Origin of the sequence: Streptomyces sp. NPDC051018, assembly GCF_044456085.1 — a bacterium.
In the GTDB taxonomy this organism is placed as follows: domain Bacteria; phylum Actinomycetota; class Actinomycetes; order Streptomycetales; family Streptomycetaceae; genus Streptomyces.
Genome location: NZ_JBITFN010000029.1, coordinates 29,803 through 54,209, shown reverse-complemented (window position 1 = coordinate 54,209; position 24,407 = coordinate 29,803). Strand labels below are relative to the sequence as shown.

At 73.5% G+C, this 24,407-nt stretch carries 17 protein-coding genes; 13 read left to right on the top strand and 4 right to left on the bottom strand.

Annotation, left to right across the window (positions count from 1 at the left end):
• Window positions 1-25 precede the first annotated feature (25 nt).
• Window positions 26-1,375 carry an SWIM zinc finger family protein gene (locus tag ACIBCM_RS32515; RefSeq protein WP_399249597.1) on the bottom strand — a complete coding sequence of 450 codons (1,350 nt, stop codon included), beginning with the start codon at window positions 1,373-1,375 and terminating at the stop codon, window positions 26-28.
• A 138-nt stretch (window positions 1,376-1,513) separates the two neighbouring features.
• Between ACIBCM_RS32515 and ACIBCM_RS32510 the strand changes: the two genes are divergently transcribed.
• The 5 genes from ACIBCM_RS32510 to sucD all read left to right on the top strand — a co-directional run bounded on the left by ACIBCM_RS32510 (window position 1,514) and on the right by sucD (window position 10,237).
• A complete protein-coding gene (locus tag ACIBCM_RS32510; protein ID WP_399249595.1) occupies window positions 1,514-2,626 on the top strand; it encodes an AAA family ATPase in 1,113 nt (370 codons plus the stop codon).
• On the top strand, window positions 2,623-5,367 hold the full coding sequence (locus tag ACIBCM_RS32505) for a DUF5682 family protein (protein WP_399249593.1): 2,745 nt from the start codon (window positions 2,623-2,625) through the stop codon (window positions 5,365-5,367). The genes ACIBCM_RS32510 and ACIBCM_RS32505 overlap by 4 nt, the downstream gene beginning before the upstream one ends.
• Window positions 5,368-6,005: 638 nt before the next feature.
• Entirely contained in the window at window positions 6,006-7,148 is a 1,143-nt protein-coding gene (locus tag ACIBCM_RS32500) for a VWA domain-containing protein (protein WP_399249631.1), read from the top strand.
• Between the two features lie 1,003 nt (window positions 7,149-8,151).
• Window positions 8,152-9,333, top strand: a complete 1,182-nt coding sequence (gene sucC / locus ACIBCM_RS32495) for an ADP-forming succinate--CoA ligase subunit beta (RefSeq protein ID WP_399249591.1) — start codon at window positions 8,152-8,154, stop codon at window positions 9,331-9,333.
• A 19-nt stretch (window positions 9,334-9,352) separates the two neighbouring features.
• Complete coding sequence (gene sucD, locus ACIBCM_RS32490) at window positions 9,353-10,237, top strand: succinate--CoA ligase subunit alpha (RefSeq protein WP_399249589.1); 885 nt, start codon at window positions 9,353-9,355, stop codon at window positions 10,235-10,237.
• A gap of 105 nt (window positions 10,238-10,342) precedes the next feature.
• Here the strand turns inward: sucD and ACIBCM_RS32485 are convergent, their stop codons facing one another.
• Window positions 10,343-11,902, bottom strand: coding sequence for a sigma factor-like helix-turn-helix DNA-binding protein (locus tag ACIBCM_RS32485; protein WP_399249587.1), 1,560 nt, complete (start codon window positions 11,900-11,902; stop codon window positions 10,343-10,345).
• A gap of 125 nt (window positions 11,903-12,027) precedes the next feature.
• Between ACIBCM_RS32485 and ACIBCM_RS32480 the strand changes: the two genes are divergently transcribed.
• Complete coding sequence (locus ACIBCM_RS32480) at window positions 12,028-13,725, top strand: DUF6350 family protein (protein ID WP_399249585.1); 1,698 nt, start codon at window positions 12,028-12,030, stop codon at window positions 13,723-13,725.
• A 379-nt stretch (window positions 13,726-14,104) separates the two neighbouring features.
• On the opposite strand, the gene ACIBCM_RS32475 is transcribed toward ACIBCM_RS32480, so the two are convergent.
• Window positions 14,105-14,866, bottom strand: a complete 762-nt coding sequence (locus ACIBCM_RS32475) for a hypothetical protein (RefSeq protein ID WP_399249583.1) — start codon at window positions 14,864-14,866, stop codon at window positions 14,105-14,107.
• Window positions 14,867-15,284: 418 nt separating this feature from the next.
• Here ACIBCM_RS32475 and purN point away from each other — a divergent pair, with 418 nt between their 5' ends.
• Complete coding sequence (gene purN / locus ACIBCM_RS32470; protein ID WP_399249630.1) at window positions 15,285-15,884, top strand: phosphoribosylglycinamide formyltransferase; 600 nt, start codon at window positions 15,285-15,287, stop codon at window positions 15,882-15,884.
• Window positions 15,881-17,452 carry a bifunctional phosphoribosylaminoimidazolecarboxamide formyltransferase/IMP cyclohydrolase gene (gene purH / locus ACIBCM_RS32465; RefSeq protein WP_399249581.1) on the top strand — a complete coding sequence of 524 codons (1,572 nt, stop codon included), beginning with the start codon at window positions 15,881-15,883 and terminating at the stop codon, window positions 17,450-17,452. Before purN ends, purH begins: the two co-directional genes overlap by 4 nt.
• A 186-nt stretch (window positions 17,453-17,638) precedes the next feature.
• On the opposite strand, the gene ACIBCM_RS32460 is transcribed toward purH, so the two are convergent.
• Window positions 17,639-18,277: an RDD family protein gene (locus ACIBCM_RS32460; RefSeq protein WP_399249579.1), complete on the bottom strand. Its 639-nt coding sequence runs from the start codon at window positions 18,275-18,277 to the stop codon at window positions 17,639-17,641.
• Window positions 18,278-18,643: 366 nt separating this feature from the next.
• Here ACIBCM_RS32460 and ACIBCM_RS32455 point away from each other — a divergent pair, with 366 nt between their 5' ends.
• From ACIBCM_RS32455 to ACIBCM_RS32435, 5 genes are all read left to right on the top strand, one after another.
• The gene (locus ACIBCM_RS32455; protein ID WP_399249577.1) at window positions 18,644-19,495 is read left to right on the top strand and encodes a bifunctional methylenetetrahydrofolate dehydrogenase/methenyltetrahydrofolate cyclohydrolase; all 852 of its coding nucleotides are present in this window, start codon (window positions 18,644-18,646) and stop codon (window positions 19,493-19,495) included.
• Window positions 19,496-19,929: 434 nt separating this feature from the next.
• Complete coding sequence (locus tag ACIBCM_RS32450; RefSeq protein WP_399249575.1) at window positions 19,930-20,484, top strand: DUF3017 domain-containing protein; 555 nt, start codon at window positions 19,930-19,932, stop codon at window positions 20,482-20,484.
• 322 nt (window positions 20,485-20,806) lie between these two features.
• Window positions 20,807-22,156 carry a DUF2690 domain-containing protein gene (locus ACIBCM_RS32445; protein WP_399249573.1) on the top strand — a complete coding sequence of 450 codons (1,350 nt, stop codon included), beginning with the start codon at window positions 20,807-20,809 and terminating at the stop codon, window positions 22,154-22,156.
• Between the two features lie 151 nt (window positions 22,157-22,307).
• On the top strand, window positions 22,308-22,727 hold the full coding sequence (locus ACIBCM_RS32440) for a YciI family protein (RefSeq protein ID WP_399249571.1): 420 nt from the start codon (window positions 22,308-22,310) through the stop codon (window positions 22,725-22,727).
• On the top strand, window positions 22,700-24,037 hold the full coding sequence (locus ACIBCM_RS32435) for an RNA polymerase sigma factor (RefSeq protein WP_399249569.1): 1,338 nt from the start codon (window positions 22,700-22,702) through the stop codon (window positions 24,035-24,037). The genes ACIBCM_RS32440 and ACIBCM_RS32435 overlap by 28 nt, the downstream gene beginning before the upstream one ends.
• Window positions 24,038-24,407: the final 370 nt, after the last annotated feature.

Genomic DNA, 24,407 nt, shown 5'->3' with positions numbered 1-24,407 from the left:
GGCGTCCTCCTTCGCTTGCCCGGATTCAGACCAGGGGGACGGTCTCGGCGTCGCTGCCGGGCTCCCAGGCCGCCAGCGGTGTCACACCCTGATGCCCGCACTCCCCGAACACGGTGACCGGCCCCCCGCCGGACACCGCTGCGAGCTTCCACAGACCCGGCCGGGAGAGCGCGGCCGGTGCCACGGGCAGCGCGCTCCCGCCATCCGCGTCCGCCAGCTGCCAGCCGCCGCCGTCCGGGACGGGTATCACCTCCGTCAGCGTCACGGGCCGGCTCTCCAGCCACGGGTCGTCGCGCAGCGCCACCCCGTACGCCTCCAGCGCCGCGGCGACCGGACCCCCGCGCGGCGCGCGGCCGCCCGGGACCGGCGGCCCGAAGGGCTCACCCATGTCCGCCCGGAGCTGCCCCGCCCCCGTGTACGGGGTCAGCTCGGCGTCGATCGACATCCCCACCGGCAGCGCCAGCCGCGGGGCGCGGCCTCCGGCCCCGAAGGACAGCAGCAGCGCGACGCGCCCCGACTCCCTGCCCGACACCCATATACGGCGTGTGACGATCTTCCCGTCGGACGAGTCGTACTGGGAGAGGACCAGCCAGTGGTCCCGCACCGGCGGGCCGTCGGCGGGCGAGGTGAGGCCCACCCGGGTGCGGACGGTCGCCGCCATCGGCTCCGGCAGCCGCTCCAGCCCCAGCCACGCCGAGTCCAGCAGATGGATCAGCGCGCACTCCTCCAGCAGCCGCACCGGCCACCCCGGCCCCGACCCCGGTATGGCACCCAACTCCCGCACCCGCGCCGCCAGTCCCGGCGCCTGCGCGTCGACCATGCGGGCCGCCGTCTCCTCCCACAGTCCGTACCCCGACTGCTCGGCGGACGCCAGACCGCCGCGCACCAGATCCTCCAGGCGCTGCTCCAGCTCCGTCGCCCCCGCCGTGATCCGCCCGGCCCTGCGCTCCGCCCTGCGCCTGGCCGCCTCGGGGTCCGCCGCCTTCGCCGACTGCCCCTCGCCCGCTACGGTCTGCTTGTTCTCGGTCCGCCTGCGACGCCCCTCCAGCCACTCGTCCGCCCAGTCCGGCGCGGTTCCCGCCCGTACCGCTTCCTCGTCCGCCGCCCAGAGCAGCAGCAGCCCCAGCGCGTGCTTGCACGGGAACTTCCGGCTCGGACAACTGCACTTGTACGCGGGGCCCGCCGTGTCGACGACCGTCTGATACGGCTTGCTCCCGCTGCCCTTGCACAGACCCCACACGGCACCCGCGCCGCTGCTGCCCGCGTCGGACCACGGGCCGGCCGTGCCCAGTTTGTTTCCCGCTCTGCGTGATGCGTCGTCAGGAGCCAGTGCCAGCACCTGTTCAGACGTCCAGCGCACCCCCATCTGATTCATGTCACCGACCGTACGGGCCACCACTGACAATCGGCTCCGATCGGCCTCTGACCTGCGTGGACGGTCGATTGTCAGTGGCGTGGTGCAGGGTTGAAGCCACATCGGATCGAACGAGTCGAACGATCTGGAGGGGGATCCATGACCATGTCCGAAACCTCAGCCGCCACGGGCGCCGAGGCGCTGCGACCGCATGCCGAGGACGCCTTCGCCGACGAGTTGAAGGCGCTCGCCGCGGCCGACGACCGGCCGCGTCCGGTCGGCTGGCGGCTGTCGCCGTGGGCCGTCGCCCTCTATCTGCTCGGGGGCACCCTCCCCGACGGCACGGTCGTCACCCCGAAGTACGTGGGACCGCGCCGTATCGTCGAAGTCGCCGTCACCACCCTCGCCACCGACCGCGCGCTGCTGCTGCTCGGTGTGCCCGGCACCGCCAAGACATGGGTGTCCGAGCATCTGGCCGCGGCCGTCAGCGGGGACTCCACTCTCCTGGTGCAGGGCACGGCGGGCACCCCTGAAGAGGCAATCCGCTACGGGTGGAACTACGCGCAGCTGCTCGCCCACGGCCCCAGCCGGGACGCGCTCGTGCCCAGTCCCGTCATGCGCGCCATGTCCGACGGCATGACGGCGAGGGTCGAGGAGCTGACCCGTATCCCCGCCGATGTGCAGGACACGCTCATCACGATCCTGTCCGAGAAGAACCTGCCGATCCCCGAGCTCGGCCAGGAGGTCCAGGCGGTCCGCGGCTTCAACCTCATCGCCACCGCCAATGACCGCGACCGGGGGGTCAACGACCTCTCCAGCGCCCTGCGCCGCCGGTTCAACACCGTGGTGCTGCCGCTGCCCGCCACCCCGGACGCGGAGGTCGACATCGTTTCCCGGCGCGTCGACCAGATCGGGCGCTCGCTCGATCTGCCCGCCGTGCCCGAGGGACTCGAGGAGATCCGCCGCGTGGTCACCGTCTTCCGGGAGCTGCGTGACGGAGTCTCTGCCGACGGGCGCACCAAGCTCAAATCCCCGTCCGGCACGCTCTCCACGGCGGAGGCGATCTCCGTGGTCACCGGCGGTCTCGCCCTCGCCGCGCACTTCGGGGACGGCGTGCTCCGGGCGGGCGACGTCGCCGCCGGCATCCTCGGCGCCGTCGTCCGGGACCCGGCGGCCGACCGGGTCATCTGGCAGGAGTATCTGGAGACGGTGGTCCGCGAGCGGGACGGCTGGAAGGACTTCTACCGCGCCTGCCGTGAGGTGAGCGCATGACCGGACCCCTGCTGCTCGGTGTCCGCCACCACGGCCCCGGTTCCGCGCGGGCGGTGCTGGCCGCGCTGGAGGGGGCGGCCCCGCGCGTGGTTCTGATCGAGGGTCCGCCCGAGGGAGACGCGCTGCTCCCGCTCGCGGCCGACGAGCAGATGCGCCCGCCGGTCGCACTGCTGGCCCACGCGGTGGACGACCCCGGTCAGGCCGCGTTCTGGCCGCTGGCCGAGTTCTCCCCGGAGTGGGTGGCGATCCGCTGGGCGCTCGGTCGGGGGGTTCCGGTGCGGTTCATCGATCTTCCCGCGGCGTTCTCGCTGGCACTGGCGGCGCAGGACAAGGTGTCCCCGCCCGGGCGGGCTCCGTCGGCCGGCCGGGAGGAGGACGGGGCTCACGGGGGACCCGCCGGGGACCCCGGGCGTCGCCCCGCGCCAGGGCCCCCGTGGGAGCCGGGTGCGGAGGGGGCCGTACCGCACGACGGTTCCGCCGAGCAGCCGGACGGCGCTGAGGGTGAGGGCGCCGGCGGCGAGGCGGGAGGCCCCGGCGGCGATGTGCGGATCGACCCGGTCGCCGTGCTCGCCGGGGCCGCGGGATATGACGATCCCGAGCGCTGGTGGGAGGACGTGGTCGAGCACCGCGGCCCCGGCGCCCGCCCCGACCGGACCGGTCGGGGAGCAGACGGGGCGGCCGGGGGAGGCGCCCGCCCGGAGGACGGAGCGTACGCCGACCGGGACTCCCGGGGCGGTCCGTCCGGCCGGGACGACCTGGTGGTCCGGGCCGAGGGCGAGGACGGGGACGACCGGCACGACCGCGACGACCAGGGCGATCGGGGTGATCGGGACGGCCGCGACCACGACATTCATGATGTCCGCGATGTCAGCGACATCGACGACGTCCGCGAGGCTGTCCCCGGCCGGGGCGCATACGAGCCGTTCGTCGCGCTCGGGGAGGCCATGGCCGAACTGCGGGGGATGTACGGCCACGGGGGGCATGAGCGGGATCTCGTCCGCGAGGCGTATATGCGGCTCCAGCTGCGGGCCGCGCGCAAGGAGTTCGGGGACGACGTCGCCGTCGTCTGCGGGGCGTGGCATGTGCCCGCGCTCGCGGAGAAGACGACCATCGCCGCCGACAAGGCGCTGATCAAGGGACTGCCCAAGGTCAAGGCCGAGATGACCTGGGTGCCCTGGACCCACCGCAGGCTGGCCCGCCGCAGCGGGTACGGCGCGGGGATCGACTCCCCCGGGTGGTACGGACATCTCTTCCGGGCCCCGGACCGCCCGATCGAGCGCTGGATGACCAAGGTCGCGGGACTGCTGCGCGACGAGGACCGGATGGTGTCGTCGGCCCATGTCATCGAGGCCGTACGGCTCGCGGATACCCTCGCCGCCATGCGCGGCAGACCCCTGGCCGGGCTGACGGAGACGACCGACGCCATCCGGGCGGTGATGTGCGACGGCTCCGATGTGCCGCTGGATCTGATCCGGGACCGGCTCGTCGTCGGGGACGTGCTCGGGGAGGTGCCGGACGCCGCGCCCGCGGTGCCGTTGCAGCGGGACCTCGGCCGCTCCCAGCGGAGCATGCGGCTCAGGCCGGAGGCCCTGGAGCGCGAGCTGGAGCTGGATCTGCGCAAGGAGAACGACGCGGCCAGGAGCCGGCTGCTGCACCGGCTGAGGCTGCTCTCCATCGGCTGGGGCGAGCCGGTCACGGGGCGGGGGAGCACCGGGACGTTCCGGGAGACCTGGCGGCTGCGCTGGGAACCCGAGCTCTTCGTCCGGGTCGCCGAGGCGGGTGTCTGGGGCACCACCGTGCTCTCCGCCGCCACGGCCAAGGCCGAGCACAAGGCCCTCACGGCCACCGCTCTCTCCGAGATCACCGCGCTCGCCGAGGAGTGTCTGCCGGCCGAACTGACCGACGCGCTCCCCGTCGTGATGCGCGCGCTCGCCGACCGCGCCGCGCTCGACACGGACGTCGGCCATCTCGCCCAGGCCCTGCCCGCCCTGGCGCGCTCCCTGCGGTACGGCGATGTGCGGTCCACCGACACCGGGGCCCTGGCCGAGGTCGCGACCGGGCTCGCCGAGCGGATCTGCGTCGGGCTGCCACCCGCCTGCACGGGACTGGACACGGACGGCGCGGAGGCGATGCGCCGTCATCTGGACGCCGTCCACACCGCGATCGGGCTGCTGCCCGCGGCGGACGAACTCGCCGGACGCTGGGGGACCGTCCTGCACCGGCTCGCCGCCCGCGACACCGTGCCCGGAGTCATACGGGGCCGGGCCGCCCGCCTCCTGCTCGACGACGGACGGCTCGGGGTCGACGAGGCCGCGCGGCTGATGAGCCTCGCGCTCTCGCCGGGAACCCCGCCCACCGAGGCGGCGGCCTGGATCGAGGGCTTCGTCGGCGGGGCGTCGGGAGGGGGACTGCTCCTCGTGCACGACGAGCGCCTGCTCGGGCTGGTCGACGCCTGGCTCATGGGGGTGACGGCGGACGCGTTCACCGACGTACTGCCGCTGCTGCGCCGCACCTTCTCCGCGTATGAACCGGGAGTGCGCCGCACTCTCGGCGAGCTGGTCCGCCGGGGACCCTCGGCGGCGCCGGGAGGCGGCGCGCCGAGCGCCCCCGGGATCACGGCACCCGGCTTCGGACCAGGACTGGACGAGCGGCGAGCGGACGCGGTGCTACCGGTGCTCCGGCTGCTCCTCGGAATCGACGGCGGCGACCGTACGGACGACCTTGCGGGGGCGGGGCGATGACTTCGACGACACCACAGGATGTGCCGGGCGGCGCGGGCGCACGGGCGGACGCGCGCGCACGGGCCGTGACGGACGGGCGGCCCGGGGCGGTACGGGAGAACGGTACGGGTATGGCCATGGACGGGGTCGGCACGGGCGGGCGGCTCGGGGCGGCAGCGTCGGCCGGTACGGGCGCGGCCACTGGCCGCACCGGCACGGGCGGGGAACCGGTCGGGCGCGGGGAGGGGCGGGCGGTCGCCCCCGGGCGGACCGGTGCGGGAGCCTCGCAGGGCACCGGGGTCCGTTCGGGCTCCCAGGACTCGCCAGGTGACCCGGGCCGTTCGGCCTCCGGGGGGCGGCCGGGTGCAGCTGAGGGGACGGGGGTCTCCTCGGGTCTTGAGCCGCCACCCGCATCCGGCGACCCGTCGGGCTTCCCGGACCCGTCGGAATTCCGGCACGCGGTCGACCTGGACGAGCCCCGGCCTCTCGGCGGCCCGGCGGTGCGGGGCCTCGCGTCGGACTCGCCGGATCTGTCGGACTCTCTGGACCGGTCACGTGCTCCGGACCCGTCGGACACCCGGATCGCGCCGGGCTTCCCGGACGGGGCGGGCGAGGGCGGCCCGCCGGGTGCCGGGGGCCGGGCCGCCGGGGACGAGCGGCTGCGCCGATGGCGGCTCGTCCTCGGCGGGGAGGCCGCCGACGGCACGGGCTGCACCCTCGACGGGACGGACGCCCGTGTCGACGGGGCGCTCACCGCGCTCTACGACGGTCCGGACTCCCGGGGCGGCCGGACCGCCGGACGGAACCGCTCGGCCGGACTCGGAGCCTCCGCCCCCTCGGTCGCGCGCTGGCTCGGCGACATCAGGACGTACTTCCCCAGCTCCGTCGTCCAGGTCATGCAGCGCGACGCCATCGAGCGCCTCGGACTGTCGACCCTGCTCCTGGAGCCGGAGATGCTGGAGGCCGTCGAGGCGGACGTCCATCTCGTCGGCACCCTGCTCTCCCTCAACAAGGCGATGCCCGAGACGACCAAGGAGACGGCCCGGGCCGTCGTACGGAAGGTCGTCGAGGACCTGGAGAAGCGGCTGGCCACGCGGACGAGGTCGACGCTGACGGGCGCGCTCGACCGTTCGGCGAGGATCAGCAGGCCCAGACACCGGGACATCGACTGGGACCGCACGATCCGGGCGAACCTCAAGAACTACCTCCCGGAGTTCGGCACGGTCGTTCCCGAGCGCCTCATCGGTTACGGACGGGCGTCCCAGTCGGTCAAGAAGGAGGTGGTGCTCTGCATCGACCAGTCGGGATCCATGGCGGCGTCCGTCGTCTACGCCTCGGTCTTCGGCGCGGTTCTCGCCTCCATGCGTTCCATCGCCACCCGGCTCGTCGTCTTCGACACCGCAGTCGTCGACCTCACCGACCAGCTCGACGACCCGGTCGACGTCCTCTTCGGGACCCAGCTCGGCGGCGGCACGGACATCAACCGGGCCCTGGCCTACTGCCAGTCGCAGATCACGCGCCCGGCCGACACCGTGGTCGTACTGATCAGCGATCTGTACGAGGGCGGGATCCGGGACGAGATGCTGAAGCGGGTGGCGGCGATGAAGGCGTCCGGGGTGCAGTTCGTCGCGCTGCTGGCGCTCTCGGACGAGGGGACCCCGGCGTACGACAGGGACCATGCGGCGGCGCTCGCCGCGCTGGGGGCGCCCGCCTTCGCCTGTACGCCGGACCTGTTCCCGGACGTCATGGCGGCGGCGATCGAGAAGCGCCCGCCCCCGATACCGGACCCGGCGCGAACCTGACCGCCCGCGCCGGCCACGTGCCCCGCGCCCGGCCGGCACCCAGGGCCCAGTGCGCAGGCACCTCGCGCGGCCGCCCGGCTCGCATCCTCGTACGGGTCGGCCGGGTGCCTGTACCAGAGGTGCCCGCACCGCACGCGCAGGGCACATGCCCGCGCCCGGCAGCGACCTGCATCCCGTACGGGCCGGGCCGTCACGTGCGCCGCATGTGCCCGCGCCTGGCGGGCACCCGGGGCCTATTGCGCCAGCGCCGTGTGCGGCCCGCACCCGGCCTGCGTCTCCGTGCGGGTCGGCCGGGTGCCCGCCACCGCATGTGCCCGCGCCTGGCGGGCACCCGGGGCCTATTGCGCCAGCACCTTGTGCGGCCCGCACCCGGATGCGGCCCCGGCCTCGCATCCGGCCCCGGGGGCCGGCCCGCATCCCCGTGCGGGCCGGCCACGTGCCCGCACCACAGGCGCCCGCACCGCACGTGCCCGCACCACAGGCGCCCGCACCTGGCAGGGACCCGGAGTCCGCGCGGCGGCACCCGGCTCCCGGCATGCGTCGCGTCTCCGCCCGGTGGGCATCCGCGCTCGGCAGGCGCACCCGCCCCACGCGTCCCGCAGCGTGCCCACGGCCTCAACGCCCCCACAGCCCCATCTACCGCGCCCGCGCCCTCAGGTCCCGTACCGTCCCCGAGACCCGTACCACCCCTCCCGGGACCCCGGGACCCGTACCGCCTCCGACCTCGGTGTCTCGCCGTTCAGGGGGTTCCGGGGCGGGCGGAGGCCGTGGGGACGGGGTGTCTGACGGGGTGCGGGCGGGTGTGCGGTCTGTGACTGTTCTCACGACCGTTCTGTGAGCTCCGATTTAGGGAGCCACCTTCCACGGGGATAACCTGCGAGACGGACATGCCGCGTGCCCGGTCACCGTGTGCGCCTTCCTTGTGACATCGCAGTCACGTTGCCCTTCGCGGCACGCCCACGCAGACAACGAACCGCGATCATCAGAAAAGGGACGGACGCGCGTGGACCTGTTCGAGTACCAGGCGAGGGACCTCTTCGCCAAGCACGGTGTACCGGTGCTGGCCGGTGAAGTCATCGACACGCCTGAGGCGGCGCGCGAGGTGACGGAGCGGCTGGGCGGCAAGTCGGTCGTCAAGGCGCAGGTGAAGGTCGGCGGCCGAGGCAAGGCCGGCGGCGTCAAGCTCGCCTCCACCCCGGATGACGCGGTCGAGAAGGCCGGGCAGATCCTGGGCATGGACATCAAGGGCCACACGGTCCACAAGGTCATGCTCGCGGAGACCGCGCCCGACATCGCCGAGGAGTACTACGTCTCGTACCTCCTCGACCGCACCAACCGCACCTTCCTGGCCATGGCGTCCGTCGAGGGCGGTATGGACATCGAGGAGGTCGCGGCCACCAAGCCCGAGGCCCTCGCGAAGATCCCGGTCGACGCCAACGAGGGGGTCACCCCGGAGAAGGCCGCCGAGATCGTCGCCGCCGCGAAGTTCCCGGCCGAGGTCGCCGACCAGGTCGCCGACATCCTGGTGACGCTGTGGAAGACCTTCATCGCCGAGGACGCTCTCCTCGTCGAGGTCAACCCGCTCGCCAAGGTCGCCGACGGCCGGGTGATCGCGCTCGACGGCAAGGTATCCCTCGACGCCAACGCCGACTTCCGCCAGCCGGAGCACGAGGCCCTGGAGGACAAGGCCGCGGCCAACCCGCTGGAGGCCGCCGCCAAGGCCAAGAACCTCAACTACGTCAAGCTCGACGGCGAGGTCGGCATCATCGGCAACGGCGCCGGTCTGGTCATGTCCACGCTTGACGTGGTCGCCTACGCCGGTGAGGCCCACGGCGGGGTGAAGCCCGCCAACTTCCTCGACATCGGCGGCGGCGCCTCCGCCGAGGTCATGGCCAACGGCCTGGAGATCATCCTCGGCGACACGGACGTCAAGTCCGTCTTCGTCAACGTCTTCGGCGGCATCACCGCCTGCGACGAGGTCGCCAACGGCATCGTCCAGGCCTTGGAGCTGCTCAAGTCCAAGGGCGAGGACGTCACCAAGCCCCTGGTCGTGCGCCTCGACGGCAACAACGCGGAGTTGGGTCGCAAGATCCTCTCCGACGCCAACCACCCGCTCGTGCAGCGCGTGGACACCATGGACGGTGCGGCAGACAAGGCCGCCGAGCTCGCCGCGGCTGCGAAGTAAGGGATTCGGGACAGACACCATGGCTATCTTCCTGACCAAGGACAGCAAGGTCATCGTCCAGGGCATGACCGGTGCCACGGGCATGAAGCACACCAAGCTCATGCTGGGTGACGGCACCAACATCGTCGGCGGTGTGAACCCGCGCAAGGCCGGTACGAAGGTCGACTTCCAGGGCACCGAGGTGCCGGTCTTCGGCTCCGTGGCCGAGGCGATGAAGGAGACCGGAGCCGACGTCTCCGTACTCTTCGTACCCCCGGCGTTCGCCAAGGCCGCCGTCGTCGAGGCCATCGACGCCGAGATCCCGCTCGCGGTCGTCATCACCGAGGGCATCGCGGTGCACGACTCCGCCGCCTTCTGGGCGTACGCCGTCAGCAAGGGCAACAAGACCCGGATCATCGGCCCGAACTGCCCCGGACTGATCACCCCCGGCCAGTCCAACGCCGGCATCATCCCGGGCGACATCACCAAGCCCGGCCGTATCGGACTGGTGTCCAAGTCCGGCACGCTGACCTACCAGATGATGTACGAGCTGCGGGACATCGGCTTCTCCTCGGCCGTCGGCATCGGTGGCGACCCGGTCATCGGCACCACCCACATCGACGCGCTCGCGGCCTTCGAGGCCGACCCCGAGACCGAGTTGATCGTGATGATCGGTGAGATCGGCGGCGACGCCGAGGAGCGCGCGGCCGACTTCATCAAGGCCAATGTCACCAAGCCGGTCGTCGGTTACGTCGCGGGCTTCACCGCCCCCGAGGGCAAGACGATGGGCCACGCCGGTGCGATCGTGTCCGGTTCGTCCGGCACCGCGCAGGCGAAGAAGGAGGCCCTGGAGGCGGCGGGAGTCAAGGTCGGCAAGACGCCGACCGAGACCGCGAAGCTGGCCCGGGAGATCCTGGGCGGCTGACCCGGCCGTATCGCCTACGGGCCCGCGCTCCGGAATGGAGCGCGGGCCCGTACGTCTGCCCCGACCTGCTCTTCTTCGCACCGCGAGCCGGGGGCACTCGGGCTCCTAGCGGGGGTCGGGCACCAGACGTCCGGGGCCGCTCGCCGGTTCGGAGAGCAGGCTCCGCCGCAGCTCCTCGTCCTGCGGTGACAGCCGCTCGGGGCCCGCGTGCCCCGGGACCCCGCCTACCTGCTGCCCGGGGGCGACCTCCGGTACATACCGGGTCGGCGCGGTCGCGAGGGTGAAGCCCGTCGCGCCGATGATCAGCACTCCGGCGCCCAGCGCGAACCGCGTCCAGAACCAGCCGCGCCGCTCACTGCTGCGCCGCACCGCGGGGGCCGCGGCGGGCTGCGGCAGCGGAACGGCCGCCGTGAGGGCGACGAGCTGATCGTGCAGTGCCTCGGGCGAGTTCAGCTGCGGCAGCCGGTCGGCGATGGCCTCACGCGCGTGCAGTACCCGGTTCGCCGCGGCCGGAGTGCTCGCCTCCGTCTCGGCGGCCGTCTCGGGCAGATCCAGGCCCAGGCCGTCGTAGAGGAGGACCGTACGGCGATACGGAGGCGGCAGCTCCAGCAGTACGTCGAGCAGGTCCAGCCGGGCCTGGTCGAGCGGCGGGCGGTCCCGGTGGCGGTGCACCGGCCGCAGCCGCTGCCAGGGGGACATGGCGTACTCGTACGCCGCCGCCCGTACCCACCCCACCGGATCCCGGTCCTGGGCGACGTCCGGCCAGTGCTGCCAGGCGTGATGGAACGCCCGTTCCACGGATTCGTGCGCCAGCCGCCGCCGTCCGGTCAACAGATACGCCTGGCGTACGAGAGGGGGCGCGGCGAACGTGTACAGCGCGTCGAACGCCTCCTCGGGAGTGAGCGGCGGGTGATCCGGAACGGGCGGGGCGGGGGACGCCGTGCCCGTGGCGGTCCGCGCGGCGGACGCGGCCGGGGCGGCGCTCTTCGGGGGATGCTGCGGCGGCGCGGGCCGGTGCCCCGGATCCGTCTTCGGTGCGGCCCGCGATGCGTCCTCAGGTGCCGGCGCGGCCTTCCCGCCGGCGTTCGTATCGGTCCCCGCGCCGGCGGCGGTGTCCGCCCGGGCGTCCCGCTCAGTCGCGGATCCGGTCGCGGGGCCGGTCCCGGGCCCCGTACCGGAACGGCTCGCGGTGGTCGCGGTCGCGGACTCGGGTGGGGATCCGGCCCCGGAGGAAGTCCCCGGTGGGGGCTCCGGCGTGGCACCGGCCTGGGTCTCGGGCTTCGTCTCGGGCATGGCACGTGCCTCGGCCTCGGTCTTCGCGCCTGCCTCGGCGCCGGATACGGAACTGGTCTGATTGGTGCTGGTGCTGGTGCTGCGTACTCCTGGACCCGCTCCGGCACCGATACGGAATGAGGGCCCGTCACCGGTCCGGGTGTCCGTGCGTTCGGCCGGGTCCAGGGCGGCCAGCAGCTTCCCGTACGTCTCACGCCGGCGGCCCCGCGGATCGCTGCGGCCGGTCTCCCAGGCGCGGACGGTCGCCCTGGTCACACCGACCGCCCTGGCGACCTGCTCCTCGCTCATGGACATGGCCTCACGCAGCCTGCGCCGTTCCTTGGGAGACGGCAGAGGGACCTCGGAAGCGGAATGGGTCGTGCTCTGGGTCATGAAGGGCCCCCGGGAGTCCCCGGATAGCTGCACTCGGCATAGAAGTACATAAACGTATATTGAGCGACACAACGGCCCTTCGCCTGTTACGCGGCTAAAGCGCGTGTCGTTGGGAGCATGGCCGCGTGACTCAGACGACCGATCACGGCACCTCGTACGTATCCGCCCCGGTTCTGGTCCAGGGGGGCAGCCGGGTGGCGCTGGCCGCGTGCCTCGTACGCGGGGCGACCGCCGCGGGGCTCGGGCTCGGTGCGCTCACCGTCCTGGTGATGGCGATGTGGATCAGCTCCCCGTACCCGGACAGCGGTCCTGACGGCGCGCTGCACGTCGCCGCCTCGCTGTGGCTGCTGGCCCACGGCACCGAACTCGTCCGTACGGACACCCTGTACGGCGGGCCCGCGCCGGTCGGGGTCGTACCGCTGCTGCTCGTCGCCGTGCCCGCGTGGCTGACGCACCGGGCCGTGCGCGACGGGCTGCTGCCGGACCCGGAGGGGCGGCGGCCACGGCCGTCGCCCTGGGGGGCGCTGTGCACGGTGAGCGCCGGATATCTGCTGGTCGCGGCGGCCGTGATCGTCTACGCGGCGCGCGGGCCGTTCGCCGCGGAGCCGCTGAGCGCGGTGCTGCATGTGCCGCTGGTGATCCTGCTCGCGGCGGCGGCCGGGGTGTGGACGGCGAGCGGCCGTCCCACCGGTCCGCTGCCGGGGTGGCTGCCCGAGGCGGTACGGGTGGGGCTGGCCCGTACCCGGGTGGCCGTGGCGCTACGGGCCGGGACGGCCGGGGCGCTCGTCCTGCTCGGGGGCGGGGCACTCCTCGTCGCGTCCTCCCTGGTGTGGCACGCGGACGCCACCCAGGACTCCTTCCTGCATCTGTCCGATGTGTGGTCGGGGCGGCTCGCGGTGCTGCTGCTGGGGATCGCGCTGGTGCCGAACGCGGCGGTGTGGGGGGCGGCATACGGCCTCGGGCCCGGGTTCGCGCTCGGCACGGCGGCGACCGCGACGCCCGCCGGGGTCCTCGGGGATCCCGCGATGCCGCCCTTCCCGCTGGTCGCGGCGATTCCACCACAGGGGCCGGGCACCGCGCTGAACTGGGTGTCCCTGGCCGTGCCGGTGGCGGCGGCGGGCGTGATCGCCTGGTTCACGGTGGCGAAGGCGGCACCCGCGCGGGGAGAGAGCGTGTGGAGCATGCGGGAGACCGTGCTCACGGCGTTGCTGGGCGCGGTCTGCTGCGGGGGACTGACGGCCCTGATGGCGGCGGTCTCGGGCGGTCCGATGGGCACGCACCGGCTCGCGGACTTCGGGCCGGTGTGGTGGCTGACGGGGGCGGCGGCGTTCGTCTGGGCGGCGGCGGTCGGGGTGCCGGGGGCGTTGGGGGTACGGGCGTGGCGGCTGCGGGGGGCGGAGCCGGGCGTGGCTCCGGCGGCGGGGTCGGCCGTGGGTTCGGGTTCCGTGGCGGCCTCGGGTACGGGTGCCGGGGCGGGCGTTGCGCCGGATGCCGGTCCGGTCTCGGCCGGGGTGGCCGACGGGGGGTCCCGTACGGACGCGCTGGACGCGTTGGACGCGCTCGATGCGGTGTCAGAGCCGTACGACTATGTGCCGCTGGGGGCGTGGGTGGAGCGTAAACGGGACGATTCGGGGCGGTTGGCCGGGCGGGGGGCCGGGGTGGCGCCCGAGGTTCGGACCGGGCCCGGGGCGGAGGCCCGGCCTCAAGGGGAGCCCGAGGCCGGGTCCGGGCCTGAGCCCGGGGCGGATGATGCTGTGGCGGGAGGTGGGAAGCCTTGGGCCGCGCCTGCGAGTCCTTGGCCCGAGAGCCCTGGGGATACGTGAGGGCGCGGGGTGCCCTGCGGGGTGCTCCGCGGGGCTGATTTGGTGCGGGTTGCCTGGCGGCGTTGGGGGTGCGTCAGGTTGCTCCGCGGGGTTGGGGGTGGGTGTGGTTGCCCGGCGGGGGCTTGTGCGTTCTGGTTGTTCGCGGGTGCGGGGTCGTGTCGGGGGCGCTGCCCCCGAGGCCCTGCGCCTCAATCGCCGGCGGGGCTGATTTTGCTCGGGTTGCCCGGCGGGGCTGAGGGTGCCCAGCGGGTCGTGTCGGGGGCGCTGCCCCCGAGCCCCCGCGCCTCAATCGCCGGCGAGGCTGTTTTTGCCCGGGTTGCCCGGCGAGGCTGTTTTTGCGCGGGTTGCCCTGTGGGGTTGGTCGGCGGGGCTGGTGTGGTTACTCCTTGACGCCGATGAGGTCGCGGAGAGGTTCCGGGAGTTTGGCGTTGCAGGAGAGTTGGCCCGCCTTGGTGAGGGCGTCCCGTTCGCAGGTGTAGAAGTCGCGGTAGACCAGTTGCGCGGCGAAGGTCGAGGCGACGATCAGCAGGGCGATCGAGGCCATGACCAGGCCGGTCACCGCCGAGGTGCGCTGGGAGCGGTGGGCGGAAGGGGTTGGGGAGGCGGGCTGGGCCGGGGTCGTCGGGTCCGGGCGGCGGGGCTTGGCGCGCAGCGAGCTGATCGCCCAGTAGAGCGCCAGCGCGCCCAGGAGGAGGGCGATCTCCGGGAAGTCGAACAGTGCGAAGAAGAACGCCCACATGCCCGCGAGCAGCGCGTACCGCGCCCGGCGCTGGGCCGGGTCGGTCGGGTCCCAGCGGAGGCCGGAGGGAGGGCCTCCGGGGCCCTGCTGGCCGTTGTTCGGGTTGTTCTGGCCGCCGGGACGGCCGCCGAAGCCCCCGCCCGAGGAGCGTCCGGGCTGCCGGCTGCTCCACTGGCTGCCCCAGCCGGAGCGGTCGTCCGGCGCCCCGGAGGAGTCACCGCCGGAACCGGAAGCCCCCGACCCGTCGGAATCCGGAGGGCCGGACGGTTCGTCCTCCGGTCGACGCGGCTGCCACGGCTGGTCCGGCCTGCCCTCCGGCGGCGGCGCGAAGGGGTTGTTGTCATCGGTGGACTGGCGCTCCCGCGGCAACAGGAGGTCCGTACGGCGGCGTCGGTCCCGCATCTGGTGAACGTCTTCCCCTCAGACCCGTTCGCACACGGGGTCTAGTGTCGTCTGTGCCCGTCAGGGGACGGGTGCTGTCCCCTGACGCTACCTCCCGGCCACGCCCCCGTCCCGTGGGGGCCTTCCTGTATGCCGGTATCGTTGCTGACGGTCGGCTTCTTCGTAGAGTTCCCCGTATCCGGGGGCGCGATCCGTTCGTACGACCACACAAAGCCCGTACACCCCCGTCATCCGCACGCCCGCCGGCGGCCCCGTGGCTCCGTACGCACACGCGAAGAGCCGCGGGACCCACCCGGACAGAAAGAGAAAGAGACCCGCCGTGGCCTCCCCGCCTCCTCCCGCCCGACCCGGCAGCCAGGACCGCCCGGACCTTCCGGCGCGCGAGGACGCGCCGGCCCGGGAGGGCCGCCCGGCCCGGCTGGTGGTCCTGGTCTCCGGCTCCGGCACCAATCTCCAGGCCCTGCTCGACGCCATCGGCGACGACCCCGCGGGCTTCGGCGCCGAGGTCGTCGCCGTCGGGGCGGACCGCGGGGCGATCGCCGGTCTGGAGCGCGCCGAGCGCGCCGGGCTGCCGACCTTCGTGTGCCGGGTGAAGGACCACCCGTCCCGGGAGGCCTGGGACCGCGCGCTCACCGACGCCACCGCCGCCTACGAGCCCGATCTGGTGGTGTCGGCCGGGTTCATGAAGATCGTGGGCAAGGAGTTCCTCGCCCGCTTCGGCGGACGCTGCGTCAATACGCATCCCGCCCTGCTGCCCAGCTTTCCCGGCGCCCACGGAGTGCGCGACGCTCTCGCGTACGGCGCGAAGGTCACCGGGTGCACCGTCCACTTCGTCGACGACGGCGTCGACACCGGACCGATCATCGCCCAGGGCGTGGTCGAGGTCCGGGAGCAGGACGACGAAGCCGCTCTGCACGAGCGCATCAAGGAAGTCGAGCGAGCGCTGCTCGTCGAGGTCGTGGGGCGTCTCGCCCGTCACGGCTACCGCATCGAGGGACGAAAGGTTGTTTTCCCGTGACTGCTCAGCCTGCTGAGGCGACTGCCAGGCGGCCCATCCGGCGAGCGCTGGTCAGCGTGTACGACAAGACGGGCCTCGAAGATCTCGCCCGCGGCCTGCACGACGCCGGTGTCCAGCTGGTCTCCACCGGCTCGACCGCCGCGAGGATCGCCGCCACCGGGGTGCCGGTCACCCCGGTCGAGGAGCTGACCGGCTTCCCCGAGTGCCTGGACGGCCGGGTCAAGACCCTGCACCCGCGCGTCCACGCGGGCATCCTCGCCGACCTGCGCCTCGAATCCCACCGCGAGCAGCTCGCGGAGCTGGGCGTCGAGCCGTTCGACCTCGTGGTCGTCAATCTCTACCCGTTCCGGGAGACCGTCGCCTCCGGCGCCTCCCCGGACGAGTGTGTCGAGCAGATCGACATCGGCGGCCCCTCGATGGTCCGCGCCGCCGCCAAGAACCACCCGTCGGTCGCGGTCGTCACCAGCCCCGAGCGGTACGCCGACGTCCTCGGCGCCGTACGGGACGGCGGGTTCGACCTGGCCGCGCGCCGCCGGCTCGCGGCCGAGGCGTTCGCCCACACCGCCGCGTACGACGTGGATGTGGCCTCCTGGTTCGCCTCCCAGGCCCCTGCCGACGACACGGGCTTCCCGGACTTCCTGGGCGCCACCTACCGGCGCTCGAACGTCCTGCGCTACGGCGAGAACCCGCATCAGGGCGCCGCGCTGTACGTCAGCGGCGAGGGCGGGCTCCCCGGTGCCGAGCAGCTGCACGGCAAGGAGATGTCGTACAACAACTACACGGACACCGAGGCCGCCTGGCGCGCCGCGCACGACCACGCCGAGCCGTGCGTCGCGATCATCAAGCACGCCAATCCCTGCGGGATCGCGATCGGCGCGGACGTCGCCGAGGCGCACCGCAAGGCGCACGCCTGCGATCCGCTCTCCGCGTTCGGCGGCGTCATCGCGGTCAACCGTCCCGTGTCGGTCACGATGGCCGAGCAGGTGGCCGAGATCTTCACCGAGGTGATCGTCGCCCCGGCGTACGAGGAAGGCGCGGTCGAGGTGCTGGCACGGAAGAAGAACATCCGCGTCCTGCGCTGTGCCGAGGCGCCCGCGTCCCCGGCCGAGATCACCTATATCCAGGGCGGTGCGCTGCTCCAGGAAACGGACCGGCTCCAGGCCGAGGGCGACGACCCCGCGAACTGGACCCTGGCGACCGGCGAGGCCCTGTCCGCCGGGGAGCTGGCCGAGCTGGCCTTCGCCTGGCGGGCCTGCCGCGCCGTGAAGTCCAATGCGATCCTGCTGGCCAAGGACGGCGCCTCCGTCGGCGTCGGCATGGGCCAGGTCAACCGCGTCGACTCGGCGAAGCTCGCGGTGGAGCGGGCGGGCGAGGAGCGGGCGCGGGGCGCGTACGCCGCATCCGACGCGTTCTTCCCGTTCCCGGACGGCGCCGAGATCCTGATGGAGGCGGGCGTGAAGGCGATCGCCCAGCCCGGCGGTTCGGTCCGCGACGAGCAGGTGGTCGAGGCCGCGAAGAAGGCCGGCGTGACGATGTACTTCACGGGCACGCGCCACTTCTTCCACTGAGCCGCTGAGCCCCTGGGCCACCGGGCCCCTGAGCCGCCGAGCGGGGCTGCGGGGTCATGATCAGCGCTCGCACCGGCCGGCGGCCGTCCGGGAAGCCGGGCAGCCGGGCGCATCCGTACGCGGAAGGCCGCGCACCCTCCCGGGGTGCGCGGCCTTCCGCGTGAGCGTGGTGCTCGGCAGTACCGTTCAGTCGGTCTTGACGACCACGGTGGAGCAGATCTTGTCGGCGAAGGTCTGCTTCTTGTCGTCCCACAGCGGCCACAGCCATCCGATGTAGCAGGGGAGGCCGTCGAGGAAGTGCGCCAGCTGGCGGACGAAGGCCATGCCGAAGCCGAGCGTCTGGCCGTCGCGCTCCCGCAGCACCCGGATGCCCACGGCCTTCTTGCCGGGGGTCTGACCGGTGGTGCCCTCCTGGTGGCGCAGCCACAGGAACGCGGCGATCAGGTACACGATGGCGATGAGCACGAAGATGAGCGCCGCCTCCGTGCCCATGGCACCGCCGATGAACGACAGGGCCATGTACGGGACCAGGAGGATCAGCATGTCGATGAGGTACGCGCCGACCCGGAGCCCCCAGTGCGCCAGCGGGGGCATACCGCCCCCGTAACCGGCCTGCGGCGGGATCCCGCCACCGTACGGCTGGACGGGCGGGGCCTGCGGGTATCCGTAGGCGGCCTGCGGGTCCTGCTGTCCCTGCTGGGGGTAGCCGTAGCCCGGCTGAGCGCCCGGCTGCTGGCCCGGGTAGCCGTACCCGGGCTGCTGCCCACCCGGCTGGGGGCCGCCGGGCTGCTGGCCGTAGGGATTGTTGGGATCGCCGAAGCTCATGGCGAGGTTCCTCCGTTGAACGTGCTCGGGGACTGCGCGGTCCGGGCGGAGGAACGTCAAACCAGCATCAGCGAGCTGTCCCCCCAAAACACTGCCGCGGCACTGTGCGATTCATCGTGGTATTGACATCGACTCTTTGTCCAGTCCGGAAACCGTAGGTGTTGTGCAAGTGCAACCTCCACCGGAGCGCCCCGGGCCGCTCGGCGGGGCACGGGACCGCATCCGGACGGGAGCCGACGGCGGGGCCGGGCGGGCCGGTGGACGCCCCGGGCGGGCGCGAGGGACGGGGCGGCCGGGCGGCCCCTCGCGGGGGCGGGCCGGGGGCGGGATTGGAACCGGGACGGGGTCATCCGCGAGGATGGGGCTATGACTGCCCAGATTCTCGATGGCAAGGCCACCGCCGCAGCGATCAAGTCCGATCTGACCGCCCGCGTGGCGGCCCTCAAGGAGAAGGGAGTCGTACCCGGTCTCGGGACCCTGCTCGTCGGCGACGATCCGGGCAGCCGCTGGTACGTCAACGGCAAGCACCGTGACTGCGCGCAGGTCGGCATCGCCTCGATCCAGCGCGAGCTGCCCGACACCGCCACCCAGGAGGAGATCGAGGCGGTCGTCCGGGAACTCAACGACAACCCCGAGTGCACCGGCTACATCGTCCAACTCCCGCTTCCCCGGGGCATCGACGCCAACCGCATCCTGGAACTGATGGACCCGGCCAAGGACGCGGACGGCCTCCACCCGATGAGCCTCGGCCGGCTGGTACTCGGCATCGAGGGCCCGCTGCCCTGCACCCCGTACGGCATCATCCAGCTGCTCCGCCACCACGACGTCGAGATCAACGGCGCGCATGTGGTCGTCGTCGGGCGCGGTATCACCATCGGGCGCCCGATGCCGCTGGTACTGACCCGCAAGTCCGAGAACGCGACGGTGACGCAGTGCCACACGGGTACGCGTGATCTGGCCGCGCATCTGCGGCAGGCGGACATCATCGTGGCGGCGGCCGGTGTGCCGCATCTGGTCAAGCCGGAGGACGTGAAGCCGGGCGCGGCGGTGCTCGACGTCGGCGTCAGCCGGGACGAGCACGGCAAGATCGTCGGGGATGTCCACCCCGGAGTCACCGAGGTCGCGGGCTGGGTGGCCCCCAACCCGGGCGGCGTCGGCCCCATGACCCGTGCGCAGCTGCTCGTGAACGTGGTCGAGGCGGCGGAGCGCGCGGGCTGATTTCTTTGTGGCTCGGTTCTCTCCCCCAGACTCCGTCCGGGGGCCCCCACCGGGGGCCTCAAGTGTGCGTCGACGGTCGATCGTGCTCGACCGGTGGGCCGGGCGGGGGGTCTCCGGACGGTGACCGACGCGCGGTATTTTTTTGTGGCTCGGTTCTCTCCCCCAGACTCCGTCCGGGGGGACCCCCACCGGGGGCCTCAAGTGTGTGTCGACGGTCGATCGTGCTCGACCACTCGTTCCTCGCGGCCTCCGCGCGTTCTCCCTTTCGACACCCACGGCCCCCTTCGGCTCACTCGCCAGGCACAACGGGCGAAGGGAAGGGCACAGGCCCCCTTCAGCTCAGCCGCCAAGCCCACGGGGTGGACGGAAGGGGCGGGGGCACGGGCTCCCCGTAACACCGCTACTCGCACGGCTGAACAAGGAAGGCTTGCCCCATGGGCGTAGGCACCAATGACGACCCGGACGCCGTCGGGCGCCCGTCGCCGGGCCCGGCCGGGACGATCACCGGCGGGGAGAGCGACGGCGCCCCCGGCGACACCGCCCCCGGTATCGGCTCCGACACCGGCCTCGGCCCCGTGCGGAGCGCCTCGCGCCGGCCGCCGTCCATGACCACCGACACCGCCCGGCCCGAGGGCGGCGGCCGGGCGGCCCCCGGGGACGCGCCCGCGCCCGCGCGGCAGTGGCCCCTGCTCACGGTGGTCGCGCTCGTCGGGCTCGGCCTGGTGATCGTCGGCGCGGATCCCTTCGCCGACGCGTTCCGGGTCGGCACCCTCGTCATCGGCGCCGCGCTGATCGTCGGCGCGGTGCTCCGCAGGACCCTGCCGTCCGTCGGCATGCTCGCGGTGCGCTCGCGCTTCACCGACATGGTCACCTACGGCGTCCTGGGCACCGTCATCACTCTTCTGGCCCTGATGGCGCAGCCCGAACCCTGGCTGGAGGTTCCGTTCCTGGAGCGCGTGGTCGAGTTCGCCATACGCGGCAAGGAATAGATACGCGGCAAGGAGTAGCCCCGGCCGGCGGCCGGTGGCGAGCGCGGTACGGGACACAGGCGGCGCCCGTCCCCTCCCCCGAGGGAGGACGGGCGCCGCCTCGCTGTCCAGGTTCGGGGACGGGCCGATGCGGGTTCAAGGGACGGCAGGGCCCTGTGGCACGGAGGTGACCATTCCGGCACGGTGTGATCGTTGGACCGCGGATGGGAGACTGGAGCGTCCATCGGGAGGCGTACGGCTGGGGCGCCGGGGCCGTCCCGGAAAGCTCCCGTCCGGACCGTGGTGCCGGAATGATGTGCGGGGGACGAGGGGGGAAACGTAGATGCCACGCTGGAAGGCACTGCCGGACGGGCTGGACCCGGAGGCCCGGGATCTTGCCGAGCAGTTGCGCCGCATCGTGGACCGGAGCGGGCTGGACCTGGACGCGATCGCCGATCGCACCGATTACGCCCGGACGTCGTGGGAGCGCTGTCTCAACGGGCGGAACCTCGCGCCCAAGGACGCGATCGTCGCCCTCGCCGAGGTGACCGGCACCGACTCGGCCCGCCTGGTGAGCCTGTGGGAACTCGCGGACCAGATACGGCGCCATGACGAGGAGCCCCTCGACCAGGTGACCGAGGAACTGCACATACCCAGGTCCGGCCCCGGGAAGGCGGCCGGACACGAGCCCGTGGGGGACGGGCACGGCAGCAGCGGGGACCGGGACCGCGACCGAGCCGGGGACGAGGACGGCCCCCGGGGCGGGGACGAGGACCGTTCCCGGGGCGAGAACAGGGACCGTTCCGGGGGCGGCGGAGCGCGCCCGGGCACCTCGAAGCCGAGCTGGAACGCCGTCCTGGGGGATCAGGGGCCGCTGACCACGCCCCAGGGCCCGTACCCCGCTCCCGGCCAGGGAGCGCCCCGGGCGGGCGGCACCGCGCCGGGCGCACCGGCGGGTCCCGGCACCCGGACCGCGCACGGATCCCCGGAGGGACCGGGGCTCCCGGCCGGGCAGGGAACCCGGAGCCCCGGCGGCTCCCGTCCGGGGCGCGGACCGAAGAAGGCCCGGGCGTCCCGGTCCGTGCCGGGCGAGTCCGGCGGGCAGGGCGCCCCGTCCGGCGGCGGGCACCGCCCGGCCCGGCCCGGTCCGCCGTCCCCGCCTGCCGGGAGCGGGGGGTCCGAGGGCGGCAAGCGCAGGATCATCATGTTCCTGTCGGGCGTGGTCGGTGCCCTGGTGGTCATCGGAGCGGCGGTCTTCCTGACCGAGCTGGGCGGCTCCGGCGGTGACAAGACCCAGCCCGTCGCGAGGACGCCGCCCCCGGCCCCGACCACCACGGCCCCGGTCCCGCCCCCGGGGGTGAAGTGCACCGGCGACACCTGCGCGGGCCAGGACCCGGAGGCGATGGGCTGCGGCGGGGAGTTCGCCAGGACCGTGTCCCGGGCGACGGTCGGGACGGCCCGGGTGGAGGTCCGTTTCAGCCAGGTCTGCCAGGCCGCCTGGGCGCGGATCACCAAGGCGGCGCCGGGAGACTCCGTACGGATCAGCGTCGGCGGCAAGGGCCTCCAGAAGGGGCTGGTCAACGCGGACAGCGACGCGTACACACCGATGACCCCGTCGAAGAAGGGGACGGACGCGAAGGCGTGCGCCACGCTGGCCTCGGGGGCGACCGCATGCACCGCCGTGGAGCCGTGAGCGCCGCGCCCCCGGCCGGGCTCTGCCCGGGGTGACCCGACAGGATGAAAAAAGAAACGGGTCCGTCTGCCGGCCGTGTCGATCCGCGCCCGCGCCGTTCGACCTTGGAGTGAGAGGGTCGGGAAGCGATCCGATGTCAAGGAGATCGAAGATGGCGAAGTACATGCTGATCATGCGGGGCAATGACGAGTGCCTCGCGAAGATGCAGGACACGCCCTTCGAGCAGATGCTCGAAACGATGGGCCGCTTCAACGACGAGATGATCCGCGCCGGAGTGCTCGTCGCCGCCGAGGGCCTGGAGGATCCGGCCCAGGGTGTGGTGGTCGACTACAGCGGTGAGACGCCGGTGGTGACCGACGGCCCCTACGGCGAGACGAAGGAGCTGTTCGGCGGCTACTACGTCGTCGAGGTCGCCTCGAAGGAGGAGGCGGTCGAGTGGGCCAAGCGGATCCCGGCGATGGCCGGCGCGAAGTGCGAGGTCCGCCGGGTGCCCGGCATCGACGAGTTCCCCCAGGACAACGAGTGGGTCATCAAGGAGCGGGCGTGGCGCGAGCGGACCGGCCAGCTCTGACCCCTCCGGGCGCCGGCGGCCCGTCGGCCACCGGGCCGGCGCGGCCGGGCGCCGAGTCGGCGCGGCGGGCCGTCGAGGCCGTCTGGCGTATCGAGTCCGCGCGGATCGTCAGCGCGCTGGCCCGCTACACCGGGGACTTCGGGCTCGCCGAGGATGTCGCTCAGGAGGCGCTGGCGGAGGCCCTCGTCACCTGGGCACGCGACGGCGAGCCGGTGAACCCGGTGAACTGGCTGCTCGCGACCGCCCGGCGGCGTGCCATCGACGGCTTCCGCCGCCGCTCGGCACTCGACGAGCGGTACGCCCTGATCGCCGACCGGTCCGCCGGGGACGAGACGGCCACGGGGGGCCGGTCGGAGGACCTGCTGTGGGATCCCGACCGGGTCGACGACGACATCCTCGCGCTGATGTTCGTGGCCTGTCATCCGGTGCTCTCGCCCGAGGCCCGGGTGGCCCTGACGCTGCGGGTGGTCGGCGGACTGTCGAGCGAGGAGATCGCCAGGGCGTTCCTCGTACCCGTGCCGACGGTCCAGGCGCGGATCACCCGGGCGAAGAAGACGATCGCCGCTGCGGGAGTGCCGTTCGAGCTGCCACCGTCGGGGGAACGGCGCGAGCGGCTCGGCGGGGTCCTCAGCGTGCTCTACGTGATCTTCACGGAGGGCTCGACGGCGACGACGGGCGACACTCTGCTGCGCCCCGATCTCGCGTACGAGGCGATCCGGCTGGCCCGGATGCTGGCCGCCCTGCTGCCGGACGAGCCGGAGGTGTACGGGCAGGTCGCCCTGTTCGAGCTCACGGCTGCGCGCTTTCCGGCCCGTACCGGCCCGGACGGCGAGGCCGTGCTCCTGGAGCACCAGAACCGGCGTCTGTGGGACCGGGCGGCGATCCGCCGCGGCCTGGCCGCGCTCGGCGGGGCGACCGCCGCCGGGCGCGGCCTCGGGCCGTACGGTCTCCAGGCGGCGATCGCGGCCTGCCACACCTCGGCGCCCTCGGTGGCCGAGACCGACTGGGAACGGATCGTGATCCTGTACGAGGCGCTGGGCCGGGTGGCTCCCTCACCCGTGGTCGAGCTCAACCGGGCGGTCGCCGTCGCGATGGCGAACGGGCCCCTGATGGCGCTCGACCTCGTGGACGAGCTGGCCGCGTCCGGCCGTCTGTCGGGGTCGCATCTGCTCCCGAGCGTGCGCGGCGAACTGCTCGCGCGCCTCGGCCGGACCGTCGAGGCCCGGGAGGAGCTGGAGTTCGCCGCCCGGCTGTGCGATAACGTCCGCGAGCGGTCGGTGCTGCTGCGCAAGGCGGCGGCGCTGGAGTGACACCGGTCCGCCTCCCCGCTGCCCGGGGAGGCGGACCGGCCCCGCGGCCGAGTTCAGGACCCGGGGGCCAGGGGGCGGTGACGCGGAGGGCGGGCAACCCCGTTCGCGCAACCGGGGGGCCGGTATCCGGGGAGCGGCGGCCGGGCGGTGGGGACCGCCTGTTCGCCGTGGGATTCCGGGCGCACCGGGAGTCCGCTGCCCGTGGCGGACTCCCGGTGCGGTGACCGGGAGCGTTCACCGGGCTGGGGGATTCCGTACGGCACCCCGCGGGGCCGGGGGCGCCCCGAGCGGCGTTGTGGGACCGGGATCACGGCGCGTAGGGCTGCACGGCCCGCCTCGCGCCGCACCGGTCGTCTCGGGGCTCACCGGC

Excerpts from the sequence above, each read along its gene's own strand:
- ACIBCM_RS32515 (WP_399249597.1), bottom strand. The coding sequence starts at position 1,375 with ATGAATCAGATGGGGGTGCGCTGGACGTCTGAACAGGTGCTGGCACTG.
- ACIBCM_RS32510 (WP_399249595.1), top strand. The coding sequence starts at position 1,514 with ATGACCATGTCCGAAACCTCAGCCGCCACGGGCGCCGAGGCGCTGCGA.
- ACIBCM_RS32505 (WP_399249593.1), top strand. The coding sequence starts at position 2,623 with ATGACCGGACCCCTGCTGCTCGGTGTCCGCCACCACGGCCCCGGTTCC.
- sucD (WP_399249589.1), top strand. The coding sequence starts at position 9,353 with ATGGCTATCTTCCTGACCAAGGACAGCAAGGTCATCGTCCAGGGCATG.
- ACIBCM_RS32485 (WP_399249587.1), bottom strand. The coding sequence starts at position 11,902 with ATGACCCAGAGCACGACCCATTCCGCTTCCGAGGTCCCTCTGCCGTCT.
- ACIBCM_RS32475 (WP_399249583.1), bottom strand. The coding sequence starts at position 14,866 with ATGCGGGACCGACGCCGCCGTACGGACCTCCTGTTGCCGCGGGAGCGC.
- ACIBCM_RS32460 (WP_399249579.1), bottom strand. The coding sequence starts at position 18,277 with ATGAGCTTCGGCGATCCCAACAATCCCTACGGCCAGCAGCCCGGCGGC.
- ACIBCM_RS32455 (WP_399249577.1), top strand. The coding sequence starts at position 18,644 with ATGACTGCCCAGATTCTCGATGGCAAGGCCACCGCCGCAGCGATCAAG.
- ACIBCM_RS32450 (WP_399249575.1), top strand. The coding sequence starts at position 19,930 with ATGGGCGTAGGCACCAATGACGACCCGGACGCCGTCGGGCGCCCGTCG.
- ACIBCM_RS32445 (WP_399249573.1), top strand. The coding sequence starts at position 20,807 with ATGCCACGCTGGAAGGCACTGCCGGACGGGCTGGACCCGGAGGCCCGG.
- ACIBCM_RS32440 (WP_399249571.1), top strand. The coding sequence starts at position 22,308 with ATGGCGAAGTACATGCTGATCATGCGGGGCAATGACGAGTGCCTCGCG.